Source organism: Dyadobacter sp. Leaf189 (assembly GCF_001424405.1).
GTDB lineage: Bacteria > Bacteroidota > Bacteroidia > Cytophagales > Spirosomataceae > Dyadobacter.
Genome location: NZ_LMPS01000004.1, coordinates 906286 through 925227 on the forward strand (window position 1 = coordinate 906286; position 18942 = coordinate 925227).

The window sequence follows — 18942 nt, forward strand, 5'->3', positions numbered from 1 at the left end:
TTTATGGACAATTTTAAAAATAAGGTAGTCTGGATTACCGGCGCGAGTTCGGGCATTGGGGAAGCGTTGGCAATGGAGTTTGCCCGCGAAGGCGCACAGCTGGTTCTGACTTCGCGGCGAAGAGAGGAATTGGAAAGAGTGAAAAAGGCGACGGGCTTGCCGGAAGAAGCTGTGCTGGTGTTACCTATGGACGTAACTGAGCTGGAAAAAGCCGTACCTGCTGCCCAACAAGTAATCGATCGCTTTCAGCGCATCGATATTATGGTACACAATGCAGGCGTCAGCCAGCGATCCTATATCAGGGATACTGACCTGGATGTGTATAAAAAAATTATGGAGATTGACTTTTTCAGTACAGTTGCACTTACGAAGGCGGTGCTGCCATTTATGACAGATCAGAAAAGCGGGCACTTCATTGTGATCAGCAGCGTGGCCGGGAAAATAGGTACAATCATGCGGTCGGGCTATAATGCAGCTAAACATGCGTTGCACGGCTTTTACGATTCACTTCGTGCAGAAGCATATCAGGACAACATCAAAGTAACTACTGTGTGCCCGGGGTATATCCGCACAAACATTTCGCTTAGTGCATTGAATGAGTCGGGCGGTAAGTTTGGCAAAATGGACTCCAATCAGGCGAATGGAATACCTGCCGATGAATGTGCACGGAAGATCCTGAATGCGGTAAGAAAAGACAAAAAGGAGATTTACATCGGCGGGCTGAAAGAGGTAGCGGCGATCTATGTAAAAAGATTCTTCCCCAGCCTGCTTTTTGATCAGGTGAGGAAGAACATTCCTGAATAATTATTTTTTCGCCGGTTTCGCGCTGGCTGCCTGCATATAGTCTGTTGTGAGCCGGGTAAGAGACCTTACACCGAGTACGAGGCTGCCTTCGTCCAGATAGAAATCGGGTGTATGGTGCGGCGCAGCTTCTTCCACATCCTTCCCTTTCGGCATTCCGCCCAGAAAAAAGAAAAGCCCGGGTACCTTTTGCTGAAAGTATGAGAAATCTTCGGCGCCGGTCTTCGCGGGAATTAGACTTACATTTTCTTTGCCTGCCACATTCTGAAGTGTACCGATCATCTTTTCGGTGAGCGGAATATCGTTGACGGTAACGGGATAGAGGATATCGATTTTCACGTCTGCCTTCGCTCCTGCACTCTCGGCCACATTAGTAGCAATGTCATTGATCCGCTTATGAACATATTGATGCATGCCTTCATCAAACGTGCGGATTGTTCCAACCATTTTCACAGATTCCGGAATAATATTCTGCCGGATCCCGCCATTGATCATTCCGATGGTAACTACTGCCGGCGCCTGCGTCAGGTTCAGGTTGCGGCTCACAATGGTTTGTAGTGAGTTGATGATCTGGGCGGAGGTAACTATGGGATCCACGCCCGACCAGGGATATGCACCGTGGGTTTGCTTCCCGGTAACATTGATGTTCAGTATATCCACAGCGGCCATTGTCGGCCCCGGCTTATATCCTATCTTACCTACTTCGATTTTTGAATCGATATGTAGCCCGAAAATGGCATCGACCTTCGGATTTTCAAGAACACCTTCCTTAATCATCAGCTTTGCACCGCCTTCTTCACCTTCCGGCGCGCCTTCTTCGGCAGGCTGGAAAATGAACTTCACGGTTCCCGGCAGGTCGGCTTTCATGGACGCAAGTACCTCGGCTACCCCCATCAGTATAGCCACGTGGGTGTCGTGTCCGCAGGCGTGCATTACGCCCGTCCTCTGCCCGTTGAATTCCGCTGTTACGGTTGATTTGAAAGGTACATCTACGCGCTCGGTTACGGGCAAAGCATCCATATCTGCACGGAGGGCCACTACCGGACCTGGCTTCCCACCTTTCAGCACTCCGACAACACCTGTATGTGCCACGCCGGTTTTCACCTCGATCCCCAGCTGCTTCAGGTGATTTGCTATTTTCTCTGCGGTTTTAAATTCCCTGTTTCCCAGTTCCGGGTTTTGGTGAAAATCACGTCGCCACTCCGAAAGCTTCTTTTCCAGCGACTGCGCTTTCTGATCGATCTTAACAGCAGCAATTGGCTGCGCGAATGCAATGTGCCCAAACAAGAGCGCTCCGGCGACGAAAATTACCTTTGGTGACATATGGGGTTTAATTTGTAGTATATATTAAAATAGTACAATCAGAGAAGGCATTGCAAAAGTTACTTAGACTAAGATACGTCCAACGGAAACTGGGAAATACTATTTAGATCTATTCTTTTGAACAGCTGCGTATAGCTAAGCCGTGCAGATTGTAAAAGTTAAAAGATGTTAAAGGTAATTATACGAAAAAGTTAACAAATAGAGAGTTATGTTAACATTTATATAATAAGAGACTGTTTTTAGCAAAATTTTCAACATTTACAAAATCGTTAAAAAACCCCGATATGAATTATAATATTTTCCAAAAACGCATGTCAAACCAAAGTATATTTTGAAAATTCGCAATAGAAACGTTGTAATGGTTAAACTAATAATTAATTTTGCAACATTGTGTTAACATAACTACAACTAATTCTTTAATCACGTATGAGGAAGTTTCTATTATCCCTACTGGGCTGCATGGTGCTTTTGTGCACGCAATTGTATGCGCAGGATCGGGCTGTGACTGGCAAGGTCACCGCTGAAGATGGCTCAGGGCTCCCCGGTGTCAACATTTCTTTGAAAGGTACTACTCGCGGTACTACCACCGACACGCAGGGTGAGTACTCGATCTCAGCTGCACAAGGCTCTACTTTAGTGTTCAGTTTTATCGGCTTCCAGTCTCAGGAAGTGGAGGTAGGCAATCAGACTACGATCAATGTATCTCTTAAAAACGACGTGAGCCAGTTGCAGGAAGTTGTTGTAACTGCCCTGGGACAAGAGAGAAAAAGAAATGAGCTGGTATATGCTGCCCAGACGGTAAATGCAGAACAGATCACACAGGCGCGTAACCCGAGTGTAATGAATGCACTTTCTGGTAAAGTGGCCGGTCTGGATATCAAGACAAATAACAACATGGGTGGATCGACCAGCGCGGTTATCCGTGGTTACAAATCCATTACCGGTAACAACCAGGCTTTGTGGGTTATTGACGGTGTACCCGTTTCTAATGCAAACACGAACACTTCTGATCAGCAAACAGGACGCGCCGGAACTGACTACGGTAATGCCGCAGCCGATATTAACCCGGACAACATCGCTTCTGTTAACGTTTTGAAAGGTGCTGCTGCAACTGCATTGTACGGTTCACGTGCATCAAATGGTGTTATTTTGATTACTACCAAACAGGGACGTAAAAACAGCTTTGACATAACTGTCAACAGCGGTGTTACCTGGGGTAAAATTGACAAGTCGACATTTGTAAAATATCAGAACGAATATGGTGCAGGTTACGATGGTGACCGGGCTAAAACCCGTTTTTACCGTGGCAACCTGGGCTCAGGAGAAGGTAACATCACGCTATTTGATGCAGATGCTTCTTTCGGTCCGAAATTTGATCCTTCTGTGATGGTTTATCAGTGGGATGCATTGGATCCAAGCTCTCCTAACTACCAAAAAATGACTCCCTGGGTTGCAGCTAAAAACGGCCCTGCTTCTTTTTATGAAACAGGCTTAAACTCAAACCAGAGCATCAGCATCACAGGTGGCGGCGAAAACACAACCTTCAAAGTTGGTTACACACGTAACGACGAAAAAGGTGTGCTGCCAAACAGTAAACTTGGAAAAAACCTGTTCAACTTCTCAGCTACTTTCGACATTACGAAAAAGCTTTCTGTTCAGGCAAATGCGAACTATTCGCAAATCAAAGGTCTTGGCCGCTACGGAACTGGTTATGATGGCAAAAACCCTAACCAGCAGTTCAGACAGTGGTTCCAGACCAACGTTGACATACTTGAACAAAAAGATGCTTATTTCAGAAACCAGCAGAATGTAACCTGGAACTGGGGTAGCCCGACAGCTCGTTTCGAGAATAATGGACCTATCTACTCAGAAAACCCATACTACTCCCGTTACCAGAACTATTCAAACGATACGCGTGATAACTTCTTCGGTTATGCGCAGGCTGTCTACAAAATCGCTCCTTGGGTTGACGTGACAGGCCGCTTCGCTTATAACGGAACACAGGATTTTCAGGAAGAAAGAATTGCATTCGGTAGCGCTGATCCAGCTGAATACAGCCGCTACAACCGTGCTTTCAATGAAACCAACCTTGACGTAATCTTCAACTTCCGCAAAGCCATTACCAAAGACATTAACTTCTCTGGTTTGGCGGGTGGAAGCATGCGCAGATCCAAGCTGAATGCAGTAAGAGCGAAAACAAACGGAGGTATGGTTGTACCGGGACTTTACTCCCTGCTGAACTCTATCAACCCGATCGAAGCTCCTTCTGAAACTTACCAGCGCATTGGTGTGGATGGTCTTTATGCACAGGCTTCTTTTGGTTACAAAGACCTTGTTAACCTTGACCTTACAGCAAGACAAGACAAATCTTCTACGCTTCCGAAAGACAATAATACTTACTTCTATCCAGCGGTAGGTGCCAACTTCAATTTCTCAAATCTTCCGGGCCTTGGACTGGACTGGCTGACAATGGGTAAGCTGAGCGCCAACTATGCAGAAGTAGGTAATGATGCACCATGGGGAAGTATCCTGGACGTGTATGACAAACCAACCGGTATCGGATCAATTCCATACTTCACGTTGCGTAACACGAAAAACAACCCTAACCTGAGATCAGAGCGTACAAAAAGCTATGAGTTCGGATTGGAAACTGCTTTCCTGAATGACCGTGTAGGTTTTAATTTCACTTACTACCGCTCACAAACACTTGATCAGATCCTGCCAGTTTCGATTTCTGCTGCAACTGGATTTGCTTTCAAGTATATCAACTCAGGGGAAGTACAAAACAAAGGTATCGAGATCTCTGCTTACGTAACTCCGGTTAAAACAGCTGACTTCTCATGGACAATCAATGCAAACTTTGCACGTAACAGAAACAAGGTAATCAGCCTGTATGAAGGTGTTGAAAACGTTCCTGTTGCTTCCCTGCAAGGTGGAGTTTCCCTGAATGCTGCTGTTGGACAGCCTTTCGGTATCATCAGAGGTACAGATTTCGAATACCACGAAAATGGACAGAAAATCGTTCGTTCAAATGGTATGTATGCAGCATCTGCAAGTTCTGCTAAGATCATTGGTAACCCTAATCCAGACTGGATCGGTGGTGTTAGCAACAATTTGAAATACAAATCCATTGCATTGAGCTTCCTGCTTGATATTCGTCACGGTGGAGATGTGTGGTCACTGGATCAGTGGTATGGAGAAGGAACTGGTCTTTATCCGATCACAGCCGGACTTAACGAACTTGGCAACCCAAAAAGAGACCCTGCTTACAACTACGATGCAAAGGGTAACAAACTAGGCTTGACAGACAAACCAGGTGGTGTGTTGTTCCCAGGTGTAAAAGCAGATGGTACTCCAAACGACGTGAGAGCAGAAAACTCTGACGGTAACGGAAACACGGCATACGGATACCCTGCTAACCCGCCACGTGCGATGTACATTTACGATGCAAGCTATATCAAATTGAGAGAGGTTGCATTGACTTACTCAATTCCTCAGGATATCGTTGCGAAACTGCGCGCATTCAAAGGAATCGACGTTTCTGTAATTGGACGTAACCTATGGATCATCCACAAAAACATGGATTTCCAGGATCCGGAAGAAGGTTTGGGATCAGGACAGCTGAACGGTGCAGGTGGATATCAAAGTGGTGCGTATCCGGCAGTTAGAAGTTATGGATTCAATGTTAAACTGCGTTTTTAAAAAAATATGAAAAGATTAATCATTTTCTTTCTTCCAATCCTGCTGATGACCGCGTGTGTTGACAGCCTGGATGATTACAATGTGGATGCAAAGCGTCCGTCGGAGGTACCGCCGGTTACGTTGTTCTCCAATGCTTTGAAAGGGCTTGCTGATACATTGACCAGCCCCAACGTGAATGTGAACAACTACCGTTTATACGTACAACACTGGGCAACAACCACTTACCTGGATGAGCCTCGCTACAATGTAACAGCACGTACGGTTCCTCAGGCTTTTTGGCAGGGAATTTACAAGGGTGTAATCTCTGATTTGAACGAAGCACGCAGACTGTTGAAAGAGGACGAATTCATCGTTCCTGCAAACAGAGATGTACAGCTTGCTCAGATAGAAGTTGTGGAAGTAATGGCCTGGGCCGCGCTTGTGAACACGTTTGGTAACGTTCCTTACTCAGAAGCTTTGAACCCGGACAATGTTCTTCCAAAATACGACGATGCACAAACTGTTTACAACGATTTGCTTGCACGTCTGGACGTTGCAATTCCGAAATTCAGCACGAACGGAGTTGGATTTGAAAACGGCGATTTGCTTTACGAAGGAGATCTTTCGCAATGGGTTAAGTTCTCAAATTCTTTGAAACTGAAACTGGCGATGATCATTGCTGACAGCGATCCTGCAAAAGCGAAAACACTGGTAGCACAAGCGGCACCAAATGTTTTCACTTCGAACAACGACAATGCGGCATTCCCTTACATTGATACCCCGCCAAACTATAACGTAATTGCGCAAAATCTGAACCCGCTGTATACCAGCCGTCAGGATTTTGTAGCCTCAGCAACGATCGTTAACCCAATGAATGATCTGAATGACCCCAGACGTGCTGCATTCTTTACTGATATTAACGGTAAATATGTAGGCGGAAACTACGGTTTTTCAAATACCTATTCGGCATTCTCTCACGTGGGTGATAACATCATCGAGCCGGATCTGGAAGGCATTCTTCTGGATTACGCAGAAGTTGAGTTCCTACTAGCGGAAGCTGTTGAAAGAGGTTTCATTGCAGGTACTGCTGCAGAGCACTACAACAAAGGCATTGGTGCTTCTATCGAATACTGGATGAGCAATATCAACAAGCCTGCTGCTGAAATTACAGCTGCTACAACTGCTTACCTGGCACAACCAAAAGTGGCTTATGCTACTGCTGCTGCCAACTGGAAAGAGAAAATCGGCTTCCAGAAATGGCTTGCACTTTACAACAGAGGTTGGGAAGCATGGGTTGAATGGAGAAGATTGGATTTCCCAAGATTGTTGCCTCCAACAGGTGGTAATGCACCTGCCGGACTTGCAATCCCTACCCGGATGATCTACCCGATCAATGAGCAAACGCTGAACGGAGCAAACCGTGAAGCAGCTGCAACTGCTATCGGCGGAGACGTTGTTACTACCAAATTGTGGTGGGACAAATTCTAACCCGAAAGTCATACAAAACAAAAAAAGGCGGACAGTGTCCGCCTTTTTTTGTTTTAGCAGTAAAATACAATTTAGCCAATATTAACTGTAACCGATTGGTCACATTTCGATTGTACAGATAATTTTGAATAAAAACCCTTTTACATGCAATTTCGGCCTAATAAATCTTTTTGGAGTAAATATTCTTTTGAGTTTCGTAAAAATGCTGTTGTAATTGTCAGGACAAATATTATTTTTACAGACAATTATTTTATAACAAACCTAACTTAATGAAAAAATTTCTATTACCCTTCTTGGGGGGCTTGCTGCTGCTTTGCAGCCAGGTCTACGCCCAAAGCAGAGAGGTGACCGGGACGGTTACTTCCAAAGACGACGGGTCATCTCTTCCCGGCGTATCTATCAGGGTTGCCGGAACAAACACCGGTACGCTTACCAATGACAAAGGCGAATACAGCATTAATGCGCGCCCGGGTCAAACACTTATTTTTTCTTTCGTCGGCTTCCTTAACCAGGAGCTGAAAGCGCCGGCGTCAGGCAATTTGGACGTAGTCCTGACACTGGACGAACTTGCATTGAATGAGGTTGTGATCACGGCGGGCGGTTTAACTGCGCAGCGCCGCGAGCTGGGTAACCAGTCCACTACCGTAAAAGCGCAGGACATTGTACAGGGTAAGCCGATCAGTGTGGCGGCGAGTCTTGCAGGTCGTGTGCCGGGATTGCTGGTAATGGGTGTGAGCAGCGGGGTGAACCCTAACTACCGTCTGGTACTTCGCGGTAACCGTTCACTTACGGGTAACAACCAGGCGCTCGTTGTCATCGACAACATCATTTCCACAAATGATATACTTGGAAACCTCAACCCTGAGGACATCGAGGATATCCAGGTTTTGAATGGAGCAGGTGCAGCGGCATTGTACGGATCGGATGCATCCAACGGTGCACTTATCGTGACTACCAAAAAAGGTAAATCAGGTGTAACCCAGTTCAAGATCTCCAACACAACTACGCTTGAGAAAGTAAGTTTTCTTCCTCAGCTGCAGAAAGGTTTTGGTTCAGGAACAACACCGGATGATGTACCATCTTATACCCCTTACGAAAACCAGCAGTACGGACCTGCGTTCGATGGTTCGATGGTGAATATTGGAAAGCCGCTGGAAGATGGTTCTATTCAGACTGTACCTTATTCAGCGCAAAATTTCCGTGAAGATTTCTGGAACACCGGCGTTGCAAACCAGACTGACCTTAGTGTTACTTCGGGAGATGACAAAGGCACATTCTACCTGTCTGCACAGTATTTTGACCAAAAATCAACTGTTCCTTATGACGGGTACAAGCGTTACAGCGTGCGTGCCAATGTTGTGCGCCACATTTACAAAAACCTGACGGCGTCATTCAACACCAACTTTATAGCAGGCCGTACCAACACAAGTAGCGCGACGGGCGCGGCGTATGAAAACCTTTTGATGTCGCCCAGCCAAGTGGATGTAACGAAGTATGAGGACTGGCAGAATAATCCATTTGCTAACCCAAATGGTTATTTCAACGAATATTATCAAAACCCTTACTTCACACTATCCAACAACCGTTGGAATCAGCGTAATGATTATCTGCAGGGTAATATGGAATTGAAATGGAATCCACTGAAACCATTAACATTCACTTACCGAGTGGGTATGAGCGGACGGAATTTGTCTGGTAAAGTACATCAAGGTAAGTTCACTTATACTGATTATACAAAAAGCATCTCAGGAAGTTCGAAGACAGATATCGCTGGTCAGGTTGTTGATTATGCAGGTTATACGACGCAGTTTGTCAACGACTTCTTAGCTGAATTTAAAACAAATCTGAGTCCTGCATTCAACCTGAATGTTGCCGTGGGAACGACTGTTCGTGAGAATGCAACAAAAGCAATGGGTGTTGTAGCTAATGGTCTCGTAATTGACGGACTTTACAACATCGGCAACAGCCTTAACCCGCCGATTGCAAACGAAGGAAACTATAAAGCACGCCAAATCGGTGTGTATGGAGAAGCACGTCTTGGATTTAAAGAATTGCTTTACCTTCACGTGACAGCAAGAAATGACTGGCGTTCAATTTTGGCAAAAGAAAACCGTTCATTCTTCTATCCGTCTGCTGACATTTCTTTCATCGCCAGCGACGCTATTCCGGCACTTACCAATTCCGACATCCTGCAAAGCTTGAAGTTACGCGCGGGTTACTCACAGGTTGGCCAGGTGAACCTGGGCAACAACCGGGATTTCGGCCCTATTCCATTGAATAACCTCGGCGCATACTCACTGAGCAGCACCTTCTCACAAGGCTACGGATATCCCTATACAAGTGGTGCCGGTTTTGTGCTGGATAATACACTTGTTTCCTCCAACCTGAAACCTGAGATCACAACAGGAATTGAGGGTGGTATCGATTTCGAATTCCGCCCATGGAGCATAGGTGGTGGTATTACTTTCTACAAAACCAACACAGTTGATCAAACCATCACTGTTTTGATTCCTAACTCGACCGGCTTCGGATCTTTGAGAACTAACATCGGTGAGGTAGAAAACAAAGGGATTGAAGCGTCCTTGAACATTACACCTATCAAAACCGCAACAGGACTGACAGTTCAACTTGGTGGTAACTACACTTACAACCAGAATGAAGTACTTTCTCTTTCTGCACAATCAAATGAGCTGAGTGTTGGTTCTTCGGGTTCTGCTGCGAAAGTTATCGCTAAAGTAGGCTCTCCTTTCCCGCTTCTTCAGGTAACTGATTACAACCGCGATGACCAGGGAAGAATCATCGTTGATTCGAAAACAGGGTACCCTTCTACGAATGGCACTTTCAAGGATGTAGGTATTACCAACCCGCCGCACATTCTTGGCTTGAATGGAACAGTTAGCTACAAGAAATTGAGATTGAGCTTACTGTTCGAGTACCGTAATGGTCATTATATTTTTAACTCAGTTTCCGGAGGATATGACTTTTCTGGTGCTGGCGTTCGCACTGGCTGGTACAACAGGGACCGTTTTGTGATTCCAAATTCTTCTTACCTGAATTCAGAAGGCCAGTATGTAGAGAACACCAACATTGCGGTAAGAAGTGGTGGTGCTGATTTCTGGACTGATGGAACAAGAAATACCAACATTGGTCAGAACTACACCAACTCTGCGGGTTTCTGGAAATTGCGTGAAGCATCCATTGGCTACGACCTGCCTGCCGGATTACTCGACAAAACAAAAGTAATTAAAGGTGCAAGCATCAGCGTTCAGGGAAGAAACCTCTTTATATGGGCGCCAAAATCAAACCTGTACACCGATCCAGAGTATAGCGCATTAGGTTCAGACAGCAATGCGGTAGGTTTTACCAGCCTTGGACAAACACCGCCTGCGCGTTATTTCGGCGGCACCTTATCACTAACATTCTAATTAAATACCAATGAAAAGATATAACATCAGTTGGATGCTGGCAGTGCTTGTCACGGTCCTGTCATCTTGTAGTGATTATCTCGATATCAACACCAACCCCAACCAGGCTACAACTGTACAGCCACTGCTCGTATTACCGGCAGCTATCACGGGAACGGCTTCGGTATCGAGCCAGTATAATAGCTATGGCGGTCATTTTGGCGGCTATATTGCTAACGCCGGCGGTTTCTCAGGTTTTGGCAATTTGTTCAACTACCAGCTAATCCCTGACAACTACAATGCATTGTGGGTAAATGCCTATGACAATCTGAACGATTACAAATATGTAATGGACCAGACAAAAGGCGACGACAAGCTGGCTTATGCCAATGCCGCTGCCAACATCATGGTTGCATATAATTTTCAGAAGCTCGTTGATGCATTTGGTGACGTGCCTTACACGGAGGCTTTGCAGAACAATGCAAACCTGACACCTAAGTATGACGATGCAGCAACCATCTACCAGGATCTGGTAACGAAGCTGGACGAAGCAATTGCCCTTATTGATGCAGCAGAGTTTCCAACTGCACTTAACTCGTCTTCCGATCCGATGTTCGGCGGGGATATGACGAAATGGAAGCGATTTGCTAACACCATCAAGCTGCGCATTTTGATCCGTGTTTCTGGCGTGCCTGCACTTTCATCATTTGTCACAACGAAATTTGCTGCGATGGACAAAACGCTTGGCTTCATTGCTGATGATGCGATTGTGAATCCTGGCTATGTAAAAGATAAGCCAAATCCACTTTGGAACACCTGGGGATATCAGACAACCGGCGCACTTGCCAACTCTTCCCGCATTCCAACTGAATTCGCTTTCGGGTTTTACAAAGGTCCAAAATTAACTGACAATGGGAGAGGCTCGGTGATCTACAAAAACTTCGCAACCAACACGCCGGTGAACCAGCTTGGCGACGAGGTAGATGCACCAACAATCATTACCAATTACTCTACCTGGTATACCGGAACTTTCAGCAGCGCTTCCAGCATCAGCAATGCATTAGGTGTCTTGAAAGGACCTGGTCAGGGACAAGTACTAATGCTACTGGCAGAAGCGAAATTCCTGCAGGCAGAGGCGCAATTGAAAGGCTTGCTTACCGGCGACTATGCGGCAACTTTTGATGCTGGTATTGCGGCATCTTACACTTACCTGTATAAAGATGTAACTAACGTAGTGGCCGCAGGAAAGAACGTGGCCACAGACGTTGCAGCTTACAAAGCCGACAATGACGAAAGTTACCTTGTAAACATCAAGCTGGCCACAACACCTGCGCAGCGCCTGGAAGCAATTATCACCCAGAAATGGATTGCAGTAAATATGATCAACTCAGAAGAGGGTTACAATGAATTCAGGAGAACAGGCTATCCCGTTACACAGCCAAATGGTGATGGTTATCGTAACATTGCCTCTATGCTGTCAACCTCCACACGTGCTGACAAGCTTCCTTCGAGAATCCTTTATCCGACTTCCGAGCAATCATACAATGCCGGAAATTACAGAGTGATTAACCCGTTTACTGATTTGATCTTCTGGGATCCTAACTGAAAAATTTGATATGAACTATTCAATAAAAATAGCTGGCTTATTCCTTTTTGGTATGGCCGTAACCTCTTGTCTGAAAGATGACATGAACCTGGATCCGGACACATCGACGAATGTCGTTGAGTTCAAAAACCCATCCAGCTTCGCTTCACCAAGCGGAAGTACATATTCTCTGTATTCAAAATCTTTTGACCTGGCGCCTGAGGCAGACTATCCGGTCACTGTGAGTTACTCTGGTGCGCACGTAGCGCCACAAGACATTACTGTAACACTGGGAGTTGATACTGCCGCGGTGACGCAGTATAACAATGAGCAGGAAGAAGAATACGATGTACTCGAGTCAAATCTGTATACGATCCCCGCAACGGTTGTTATTCCGAAAGGCCAGCGGACTGCCCAGGTTGTGATTAAGGTGAAGCCTTCGCAATTTGATTTTGCCAAAAATTACGTGCTACCGATTCAGATTAAATCGGCTTCCACAGGTGTTGTAAGTGGCAATTTCGGCACAATTCTTTTGGCTGTGAAGGCCAAAAACATTTACGATGCTACTTACGAGTCAACGGGTTATGTATACCATCCAACTGCCCCTCGTGCGGTTCACGCAGATAAGCACATGGAAACGGTATCGCCAACCACAGTCAAAGTGGAGCTTGGAGATTTGGGAGGTTCTGGTTATTTCGCAAATGTTACTGTTGATCCAGCGACCAACAAGGTGACTATTACGCCGGCTGCTGGTGCGGCGGGAGCTCCGTATACGCAATTTAATACTGGGTTGCCCACCCCTTACATGCCTGCGTGGGCTAATGCGAGCAAAGCAAACAATACCTATGACCCTGCAACCAAAACTTTCTATTTGCGATATGGGTATATGGGGGGAAATGGATGGCGTGTTACCGAGGAGATTCTGGTGAGGCAATAAGCTTCGGATCACATTTCGGTAAATTCGATTCTTAGATATAGCAAAAGCCGGCCAAATGGCCGGCTTTTGCTATATTACATCTCCTATTCTTTTATCCACTATCAGCCAGTTGAATAAATTATGAAAACGTATCTCGCTGCCGTTCGGATTTTGTCGATCATCTTGCTTGTCGGCATGATTGCTGTTCTGGTTGTCTTTCGAATCCAGAATTGGGAGATCAGCCCGTTCTTTTATGGTGTGGTCGGATTTCTGTTGATGTCAGTGATCATCGATAGTCTTAAAAACCGATAAGCAAATCCCGCTCAGGATCGTCTCTTTAACATATTTGCTTAACTTTGAAAAAAACCGATTCAAGATAATACAATGGAATTCCTCAAAAGCCAGCGCCTCAACAATCTCAAATACGAAATTCGTGGCGCTACTTACCAGAAAGCATTAGAGCTTGAAAGCCAGGGTTATAAGATCCATAACCTGAACATCGGCAATCCTGCTCCGTTTGGTTTTGATTCACCCGACGAAATTGTTCACGATATCATCATGAACATGCGCAATGCGCAAGGTTATTCGGATTCCAGAGGATTATTCGCGGCCCGCAAGGCTGTTATGCATTATACACAGACAATCGGCATTCAGGATGTTGAGATCAACGATATCTTTATTGGAAACGGCGTAAGCGAGCTGATCCTGCTTTCCATGCAGGCACTGCTTAATCCGGGCGACGAAATTCTGGTACCTTCGCCGGACTACCCGCTCTGGACTGCTTCCATTGCACTCAGCGGCGGCACTCCCGTGCACTACATCTGCGATGAAGAATCTGATTGGAATCCCGACCTTGATGATCTTGAAAAGAAAATTACTTCACGGACAAAAGGGATCGTCCTCATTAACCCTAACAATCCGACTGGCGCAGTTTACGAGAAAGATGTGCTGATGCGCATTGCCAAAATTGCCGAAGAACACGGACTTATCATTTTCTCCGACGAGATTTACGACAAGATTTTATACGATGGCGCAGTACATTACCCAATGGGCTCGCTGGTGACAGATACCCTTTGTGTTACCTATGGCGGACTTTCCAAAAACTACCGTTCGGCGGGTTTCCGTGGTGGCTGGATGATATTGAGCGGAGCGAAGCAAAAAGCAAAATCCTACACAGAAGGTTTACTGCTACTCGCCAGTATGCGCCTTTGCGCCAATGTACCCACGCAATATGCGATTCAAACTGCATTAGGTGGCTATCAGAGCATCAAGGAACTTGTCGCTCCATCCGGCAGGCTTTACAAGCAAATGAACCTGGTGTACGACAGGCTCGTGTCCATTCCCGGTGTTACCTGTATAAAGCCCAAAGGCTCATTATATGTTTTCCCGAAAATCGACCTGAAAAAGTTCGGGCTCAAAAACGATGATCAGTTTGTATTCAACCTGCTGGCTGACCAGAAAGTACTCGTAGTAGCGGGAACAGGCTTCAACTACATATCTGACGATCACTTTCGCATTGTTTTTCTACCAACCGTCGACGAGCTCAACCAGGCGATGGATAAGCTGGAATTTTTCCTTGAAAACCGGCGGGTACTTTCTTCACGCACCGTTGAGGACCTGATTGTTTAAACAAATGTCCACACCGGAAACCAGGATTCAGGAAGCCAAGCGGCAGAAGCTCTTTTTAGTGCTCTGCGCTATATTCATCACCAATGCATTGATTGCCGAGATTACCGGCGGGAAAATATTTTCCGTCGAGACCCTACTTGGTATCCCGCCCGCAAACCTGCTGATCGGGGGACAGCGACTGGATTTCAACATGACCGCGGGGGTTGTCAACTGGCCGGTTGTGTTTATTACCTCCGACATTATCAATGAGTATTTTGGTAGAAAAGGAGTGAAAAGGATCTCCTATCTCACTTCCGCGCTCATTGTTTATACTTTTATTACGATTTTCTTCTCAACCAAATTACCTCCTGCGCAGTTTTGGCTTGACCTGAACAATACCGATTCTCACGGAAATGTATTTAATATCAATGATGCATTTTCAAAGATATTCAACCAGGGTTTGGGTATTATGATCGGGTCTATCACCGCTTTCCTGCTTGGCCAGTTGCTGGATGTTTTTGTTTTTTCGTGGCTCCGCAGAAAAACAGGCAGTAAGTACATCTGGCTGCGCGCGACCGGATCAACCATGTTTTCACAGCTTGTAGACAGCTTCGTGGTGATCACGATTGCATTTTATGTATTTGGAAACTGGGACCTGAAGCAGATATTCTCGGTAGGTACCATTAACTATTTGTATAAAGGAGTAGTTGCAATCCTGCTCACTCCCGTGATTTACATTGCCCATTATTTTATCGACAATTACCTCGGAAAAGAATACGCGGAAGAACTTTCGCACAGGGCGGCTCATGAGAATTAATGCACCGGAATCTGCCGCCGCATATTATCAAGCATAATCGCAGTGGCAATGCCCACATTCAATGACTCGGCCTCTCCCACCCTTGGAATGGTAACCCTGTCGCTTACGAATGCACCAATCTCGTCACTGATCCCATTGGATTCATTCCCCATAACGATAAACCCGCCATTGGAGGAAAACTCAAATTCATAAAGGGAAGCGCCGCCGAGAAATGCACCGACAACAGGTTTATCATGCTTGTTTTCAGCTAAGTAAGTGTCGAGGTTTGTGTAAAAGGTTTTGATCCGGGTAAAAGAACCTTTTGCAGCGGCGATTACTTTGGGGTTGTAAAAATCAGTAGTACCTTCCGAGCAGACAATTTTGCTGATTCCGTACCAGTCGGCCACCCGGATGATCGTACCGAGGTTTCCGGGATCGCGGATATCGTCCAAAATCAACACAAATTCATTTCCTTCCTGAGACAAAAACGTATTTTCCTTCGTTTTAGCAACAGCGAGGCAGGAATCGTTCGTCTGGAAAGAACCTAATCCTTCCAGCTCCTGCATGGTGACCGTTTCTAAGGATGCACTATGCCGGGACAGAATAGTTGAGTATTTTTGCTGAAATTCGATTGTGGCTAATACAAACTCGATTTCGAAAGCGGAATCAAATAATTCCAGAACACTCTTGGCACCTTCGACTATAAAAGCCTGATGCAGCTGCCTGTACTTTTTGATTTTGAGCGAGTTAATATACTTAATACGATTTTTTGACAGCATTGAATATCAATTCTAGGATTACATACAGCTTCGTCGCCTTCCTTGTACTCACAGGATTGTTTTCCTGCACACCCAATTCTTCCCCCACCAACAATAACTACTATCTCGGAAACTCGTCCATCAAAGGCAACCGCGCCATTAGCGACGCCGAGCTCGACGCATTGATCCCTCAAAAACCAAACCGCCGGTTGCTGGGATTGCCCATTTTCCCGTATGTCGGACTCTATCGCTTTGGTGAGCTGTTCTACAACAAGGAGGAAAAGCAAAGGAAGGTAATCGAGGTCACGCAAAATTATCAGAAAGAATCCCGGATTCACGAAAATTCTCCCAAAAAGCTCGAAAAGGTACAGCGTCGCTATGCCAAAAAACTTGAAAAAGCGCAGGTGCGCGCTGCCCAGGGTAATTTCTGGATGCGCGTATTGGGCGAAGCACCTGTTTATTTTCGAATGGAGGAGGTCGCCCAAAATGCGGATAAGATGCAGCGCTACCTCTATAATAACGGCTTTTTTGAAGCAAAAGTAGGCTACGAGCCCGACACAATCCTGAACCGCGTCAAGATCAATTATCTGGTAACTGAAAACAAGCCGACGATCATCAGGGATGTTTATTACCAGGTTAAAAATGTGCTTGCAGACAGCATTATCAATGCGACTTCCAAGAATGCGGCACTGGCCAGCAAAAAGCGTTACGATGGCGATAGCTTTGAAGAAGAGCGTATCAGGATAGAAACTTTAATGCGGAACGAAGGTTATATGGGTTTTTCCCGCCAGAATGTATCCTATCTCGTAAACGATACCATTACCAATCCGAAAACAGACAGCACTTTCAAATCCGTGGACGTGAATGTGCGCGTGGAAATGCCTGGTAAAAACAACAATCCTGTCAGGTACAAGATCAACTCCGTACACTTCGAAGTACTCCCCGCAGCCGGAACTCCCGATTCACTTTTCAGGAAAGATACCAGCAGCTTCAAGGGCATTCAGTACGTTTTCAGCGAAAAACGGTTTTCGAAACGGATCCTCGACAGCAAGATCCAGATGCGCCCGGGCGATTTTTACAGTCAGGCCAAAGAAAGGGGAACGCAGCAGCAACTTTCGCTTACGGACCAGTTTGATTTCGTCAATTACAGCTACACCCTGGATTCGACTGGCTATGGTATCAACAGTTATTTCAAGGTTATTCCCTTGAAGAAGTACCAGATTTCTACCGACGTCGGTTTGAATGTAATCCAGCTGCAAGGCGCGCCGGGGCCATTTGCCAATTTGTCTTACAAGATCAGGAATGTATTCAATGGACTGGAAAATTTTGAAGCTAACCTACGCGGCGGCATTGAGCTGGTTCCCGGATTTATCGGTGACCAGGATATTTACCGTAGTGAAGAAATCGGGTTAAATACCTCACTGATCTTCCCGCGCCTGCTGGCACCAGGGACTTTCCTGCAACGCAAAACGGCCAATTACAATCCGCGTACGCAAGTTGGTTTGGGTTACAATTACGTAAACAGGCCCGAATACACACGTACGAACGTGAAAGCCGCAATAAACTATTCGTGGCAGCCCACGAACAAGACGCTCTTTAATGTGTCGCTGGTTGATCTGAATATTCTGAACACCCAGAATATCCGGGCTGATTTTCAGAGTTTACTCGACGACTTATTCAAGCAAGGGAATAACCTGGCAAACAGCTTTCAGAAATCATTTGTGTCAGATATCAATGCAAGTTTTGTCTACAATACCAATGCATTGATCGGCCCTCCGAAACGCGCTACCTATTTCAGGCTTGCGCTGGAATCGGGTGGAACTTCGCTGAATATCCTGCCAAAGCAACAGCAGCTGATCAGGCACGTTTTCGGCGACGATCTGCTGTTTTACAAATACCTCCGGTGGAATGCGGATTACCGCCGCTACTGGCCGGTTGGAAAACGGTCTTCGTTTGTGGCACGCATTAACAGCGGGGCGGTTTACAGCTATGGAGACAGCAAGGTACCTCCTTACGAGAAGTACTTTTTTGCAGGTGGTTCCAATAGCTTGCGCGCGTGGCTTCCCAGGAGGCTCGGGCCAGGTTCTTCTCCGCCGCGATTGACGGTCAACAATCTTTCGATAGAGTCGCCGGGCGAATTCCTGCTGGAAGGTAACCTGGAATGGCGCGGGTACCTGGCCAATTTCTTTGGCGATATCAATTATGCGCTCTTTATCGATGCGGGAAATGTCTGGAACCTGAATAGTACCGCGGCTGAATCACAGAAGTTTGAAGCGGGTAGTTTTGCACGTGAAATTGCCGTCGGTACCGGCTTTGGTATCCGTTACGATTTGTCCTTTTTTATCCTTCGGTTTGACTTCGGGATCAAGGTTTATGATCCGGCAGTTCAGAAATTTGTGCTTGACGAACTGCAATTCGACAAACTGTTCAAGAAAACACAACCTAATTTCCTGAACATCAATCTGGGTGTAGGATATCCCTTCTGACCCGCTTTCCGCCGGTCACATTCCATGACAGTTTGTCAGTTATCTTCGTTTTCTTGTTATATTTGTAATCTTTCACCTGCTGTTTGGTGAGGTTAA

General features: G+C 46.0%; 12 protein-coding genes. 10 read left to right on the top strand and 2 right to left on the bottom strand.

Annotated elements, in window-relative coordinates; translation table 11 throughout:
• Window positions 1–3 precede the first annotated feature (3 nt).
• The gene (locus ASG33_RS13095; RefSeq protein WP_056285553.1) at window positions 4–804 is read left to right on the top strand and encodes an SDR family oxidoreductase; all 801 of its coding nucleotides are present in this window, start codon (window positions 4–6) and stop codon (window positions 802–804) included.
• Here the strand turns inward: ASG33_RS13095 and ASG33_RS13100 are convergent, their stop codons facing one another.
• Window positions 805–2124, bottom strand: coding sequence for an amidohydrolase (locus ASG33_RS13100; protein ID WP_082489204.1), 1320 nt, complete (start codon window positions 2122–2124; stop codon window positions 805–807).
• Between the two features lie 426 nt (window positions 2125–2550).
• Between ASG33_RS13100 and ASG33_RS13105 the strand changes: the two genes are divergently transcribed.
• The 8 genes from ASG33_RS13105 to ASG33_RS13135 all read left to right on the top strand — a co-directional run bounded on the left by ASG33_RS13105 (window position 2551) and on the right by ASG33_RS13135 (window position 15623).
• A complete protein-coding gene (locus ASG33_RS13105; protein ID WP_229238635.1) occupies window positions 2551–5826 on the top strand; it encodes a SusC/RagA family TonB-linked outer membrane protein in 3276 nt (1091 codons plus the stop codon).
• Between the two features lie 6 nt (window positions 5827–5832).
• Entirely contained in the window at window positions 5833–7293 is a 1461-nt protein-coding gene (locus ASG33_RS13110; RefSeq protein ID WP_056285560.1) for a SusD/RagB family nutrient-binding outer membrane lipoprotein, read from the top strand.
• Window positions 7294–7562: 269 nt separating this feature from the next.
• Entirely contained in the window at window positions 7563–10718 is a 3156-nt protein-coding gene (locus ASG33_RS13115) for a SusC/RagA family TonB-linked outer membrane protein (RefSeq protein ID WP_056285563.1), read from the top strand.
• A 10-nt stretch (window positions 10719–10728) separates the two neighbouring features.
• Window positions 10729–12303 carry a SusD/RagB family nutrient-binding outer membrane lipoprotein gene (locus tag ASG33_RS13120; RefSeq protein WP_056285565.1) on the top strand — a complete coding sequence of 525 codons (1575 nt, stop codon included), beginning with the start codon at window positions 10729–10731 and terminating at the stop codon, window positions 12301–12303.
• 10 nt (window positions 12304–12313) lie between these two features.
• Entirely contained in the window at window positions 12314–13219 is a 906-nt protein-coding gene (locus tag ASG33_RS13125) for a BT_3987 domain-containing protein (RefSeq protein ID WP_082489205.1), read from the top strand.
• A gap of 120 nt (window positions 13220–13339) precedes the next feature.
• On the top strand, window positions 13340–13510 hold the full coding sequence (locus tag ASG33_RS25780) for a hypothetical protein (protein WP_157474742.1): 171 nt from the start codon (window positions 13340–13342) through the stop codon (window positions 13508–13510).
• A 72-nt stretch (window positions 13511–13582) separates the two neighbouring features.
• Window positions 13583–14827 (top strand): pyridoxal phosphate-dependent aminotransferase, encoded by a 1245-nt coding sequence (locus ASG33_RS13130; RefSeq protein WP_056285572.1) that lies wholly within the window; start codon window positions 13583–13585, stop codon window positions 14825–14827.
• 4 nt (window positions 14828–14831) lie between these two features.
• Complete coding sequence (locus ASG33_RS13135; protein ID WP_056285575.1) at window positions 14832–15623, top strand: queuosine precursor transporter; 792 nt, start codon at window positions 14832–14834, stop codon at window positions 15621–15623.
• Here ASG33_RS13135 and ASG33_RS13140 read toward each other — a convergent pair.
• Window positions 15620–16381, bottom strand: coding sequence for an RNA methyltransferase (locus tag ASG33_RS13140; RefSeq protein ID WP_056285578.1), 762 nt, complete (start codon window positions 16379–16381; stop codon window positions 15620–15622). The two genes, ASG33_RS13135 and ASG33_RS13140, sit on opposite strands and share 4 nt — an antisense overlap.
• On the opposite strand from ASG33_RS13140, the gene ASG33_RS13145 reads away from it, so the two are divergent.
• Window positions 16381–18846, top strand: coding sequence for a BamA/TamA family outer membrane protein (locus ASG33_RS13145; RefSeq protein WP_229238636.1), 2466 nt, complete (start codon window positions 16381–16383; stop codon window positions 18844–18846). The genes ASG33_RS13140 and ASG33_RS13145 overlap by 1 nt on opposite strands.
• The last annotated feature ends 96 nt before the right edge of the window (window positions 18847–18942 follow it).

Coding starts and splice junctions, on each gene's coding strand:
- ASG33_RS13110 (WP_056285560.1), top strand. CDS start 5,833: ATGAAAAGATTAATCATTTTCTTTCTTCCAATCCTGCTGATGACCGCG.
- ASG33_RS13130 (WP_056285572.1), top strand. CDS start 13,583: ATGGAATTCCTCAAAAGCCAGCGCCTCAACAATCTCAAATACGAAATT.
- ASG33_RS13135 (WP_056285575.1), top strand. CDS start 14,832: ATGTCCACACCGGAAACCAGGATTCAGGAAGCCAAGCGGCAGAAGCTC.
- ASG33_RS13100 (WP_082489204.1), bottom strand. CDS start 2,124: ATGTCACCAAAGGTAATTTTCGTCGCCGGAGCGCTCTTGTTTGGGCAC.
- ASG33_RS13120 (WP_056285565.1), top strand. CDS start 10,729: ATGAAAAGATATAACATCAGTTGGATGCTGGCAGTGCTTGTCACGGTC.
- ASG33_RS13115 (WP_056285563.1), top strand. CDS start 7,563: ATGAAAAAATTTCTATTACCCTTCTTGGGGGGCTTGCTGCTGCTTTGC.
- ASG33_RS13095 (WP_056285553.1), top strand. CDS start 4: ATGGACAATTTTAAAAATAAGGTAGTCTGGATTACCGGCGCGAGTTCG.
- ASG33_RS13105 (WP_229238635.1), top strand. CDS start 2,551: ATGAGGAAGTTTCTATTATCCCTACTGGGCTGCATGGTGCTTTTGTGC.
- ASG33_RS25780 (WP_157474742.1), top strand. CDS start 13,340: ATGAAAACGTATCTCGCTGCCGTTCGGATTTTGTCGATCATCTTGCTT.
- ASG33_RS13125 (WP_082489205.1), top strand. CDS start 12,314: ATGAACTATTCAATAAAAATAGCTGGCTTATTCCTTTTTGGTATGGCC.
- ASG33_RS13140 (WP_056285578.1), bottom strand. CDS start 16,381: ATGCTGTCAAAAAATCGTATTAAGTATATTAACTCGCTCAAAATCAAA.